The 3,275-nt window shown below is 52.1% G+C and carries 1 protein-coding gene; it reads left to right on the forward strand.

The window, feature by feature from the left end:
- Positions 1-21 precede the first annotated feature (21 nt).
- Positions 22-3,275 (forward strand): DUF4114 domain-containing protein (locus tag OSC10802_RS43425; protein WP_044172758.1); only part of this gene is annotated, 3,254 nt, incomplete at its 3' end.

A 3,275-nucleotide genomic window follows, 5' to 3' on the forward strand; every position in this document is an offset into this window, starting at 1 on the left:
CAGGGCGTCAAGACAGTATCTATGAATCCCGGGGATGAGTTTGGGATTATATTAGCCCCCCGGAATAGGATACAGGATGTCTTTAACAATCCGGCACTGACCGGCACGCGACGCCCCCTGTTTTCATTAGCCACAGCTGACCCCAGGGATGCTTTCAATTCAGGGCAAATAGCTGATGTCACCGGCACTGGTTACGCTTTCGCTTTTGAAGATATGCAGGTGAATGCCGGTGCGGATAAGGATTACAACGATGTGATGTTTCAGGTCGCCGGTGCGACGGGCACAGCCCCATCGGTAAATAATGTAATTGTACCATCCCTAGACTGGCGCGGGACAGTTTTGGGGGGACAAATTTTAGATGAAATCAATTCAGCGGACACCGAACCGCCAGAAATTGCGGCATATCTAGAGAACGATACGGGTGAGGACTCTGCAGATGGGATTACCTCTGACCCGGCGATTGCGGGTACTGTTATTGATGTCAGCGGGATTTTCAGCTTGCGTGCCGGTTTTGAAGGGATGCCGGTGGAGAGTTTTACTGAGATTGCCAGCCGGCTCAACGAGGATGGAACGTTTTCATTAGACCGCAACGCTTTAGAGGAAATATTTGGCGGGGCGCTGTCAGAGGGAAGTCACACCCTTTATTTGCGGGCGATAGATGAATATGGCAATGTGTCGGAGTTTAAGGGGATTCGCTTCACCCTTGAGCCGGCGGCGACCAATGATTCAGGCAGTGCTGTCAGTGAAGTAGAATTTAGTGTGGCGCTGGCTCAAATCTATGGGTTAGATCCTTATCCCGATGCGGTTTCTCTGCCGGTTGGGGGGACTCGGCAATTGTCGGTGAAGGTAAACGGATTATCCAATTCGTCTAACTTAAACACTGATGAGTCGGGGACGCGATATGAGGTGAGTGACCCCTCAGTTTTGAGCGTGAGTGAGGACGGTTTAGTTACTGCATTGAAGTCGGGGGACGCCACTGTAACGGTTAGCAACGGTTCTGCGGTGGAAGTTATTCCAATACGGGTAGAAAATCCGCAACTCGGACCGGCAACTTTGGGAGATACTGGGGGTGTGGTGCGAGCTTCTGATGGCTCGATGGTAATGGTGGCTCCTGGCGCTCTAGAAGAGGATACAACTGTCAGTTTGACTCCGCTGACTCGGGAGGATTTATCGCTTCCTGTTCCAGAAGGATTCGAGATTGCCGGTGCGTTCAATTTAGATGCTGGGGATGACCCGATGAACGTGCCGGCGCAGCTGGCAATTCCCGCACCGGCAGGTTTGGCGGCGGGAACTGAAGTTTATTTTATGCGTAAAGGTGCGCTCCCGGATGAAACCGGCACCTGGAATCCTATTTGGCTGCAAGAAGAGTCTGGGGTAGTGGGTGCTGACGGCATGATTCGCACGTCTTCGCCACCTTGGCCTGGTGTTGTCAGACCGGGAGAATATATAGTGGTATACTCGGGTCCAACGGGCAGTGCTACGCTTGTCAAAGGTCAGCTGACGCTCAACTATAATTTTCCGATTGCTTTCTTCGGGGTGATTTCCCCAGGGGGAATTGGCCAGTTGCTGATGCCTGACCAATTTGGCTCTGGAAATGCAGCTTTGACGGTTTCTTATGATATCTCGTCGGTGAAGGTGATGGCGGTGCCGGTTGCCGGACTGCCGGTGATTACAGAGGTGGGTGTGCAGCGCAATCAGGATGGGATTGCGAGTTTTTCGGCGGCATTGAATATGCCGGCACCGGCTGAGTCTGACCCGACGGCACCGCCGGTGCTGCAAGAGGCTGAGCTGAAGTTTTCGGATGAGAACAATCAGCCATTTGAGAACAATCAGCCGGTTCTGTTTCTAACCGGCAGTAATGTGCTGGTGAATAGCGGGAGTGACCTTCTTGGCAGCCGGTTTGAGGATTTGGTTGCTAAATTTTATGTCGGCGATACGGCGTATGAGGGGACGGTTTTGCCCAATCTGAGCCGAGAGTTGGGGGACAATCGCTTTGAGGTGGCGGTTAAGGTGCCCAATACTGTGCCTCTGGGTGCGTCGCGCATTGTCCTGACGCGCCGGCAGAACCATTTGGCCGGTCAAAATGGCACAGAGCCGGTGTATGAAGAAGTCGGGTACGATAGCAATAATATCCGGATAAATCAGGGCGCTGAGTACATTTTTGCTGCTCAAAGAGGGGCAGACCGACTTGCGGTTCTCGACGGCACTGACCCAGAATCAGTAGTGGAAGCCAGCAACAGCAGTAAATTGCTCCTCGCCAGCATTCCTGTCGGCACTCCTGAGCGAATAGATAGGCCGCGAGCGAGCGCTGTAACGAGTGATGGAACTCGCGTTTATGTGGTTTTGGAGAGTGCGGGGCGCGTGGCGTTAGTAGATCCAATAGTGTTGCAGCAGGTAGACACTCAACCGGATATTCCGGATATTAATCCGATTAATTTGCCTGCCGGTGCTGTTCCTTGGTCAATTGTTATTAACTCGCGGAATGAATACGCTTACATTGCCGACAGTGCGAGGGGAAATATCTACATACTGGATATCAATCCGTTCTCGGAGACTTATCATCAGGTAGTTCAAACCATTGCGGTGAATCCGGCGTCCTCTGGGCTGCGGAAGATGGCTATTAGCAGTGACGGGCGCAAGCTTTTTGTCACAGCGGCGAATGGTTATATTTATGTCATTAATATTGACGGGCAAGACCGGCCCACTGCTCCAAATCAGAACGAGCGCAAGTGGCACGAGCAGATTGGGGCGGTTCTGACAAACAACGGGGCGGACGGGGTGGCAGCTACTGCAGATCCGTTGAAGCTAACGTTTACCAATGGGCAACAGAATAGCGACGCAAAGGGTTTCGGCGTGCTTGAGGTAACGAATGATGACCCTCTCAATTTTGCAGCAAGTGCGCGATACATAGATTTATCTTTGGGGAATGTCGGTGATTATTTCGATGTCAATGAGGGGGTGGCGGTAACAGTGATGCCAGATGGGCGGTATGCGTTTGTTGCCGGTCGCAACCGTCAGGGCAGTGTCCTGCAAACTGATAAGCGGGCTGGGGGGAATATTGGGATTATTAAAGACCCGCTGACTAATCCGCAGCTGGTGGCGGCAACTCGACCGATTCCCCAAGCGCTGACTGCAGACCTGGTGCTTTCAAATGACAGTAAGTATCTCTACGCTTCCTATCCGAACTTGAATGGCACCGGCAGTACATATGTTTTTGATGTAGAGGAGATTATCGAAACTCTGGAAAATCCTGGGAATTTCCTTATCGACGGGTT

Origin of the sequence: Kamptonema formosum PCC 10802 (genome assembly GCF_000332335.1) — a bacterium.
GTDB lineage: Bacteria > Cyanobacteriota > Cyanobacteriia > Cyanobacteriales > Oscillatoriaceae > Oscillatoria.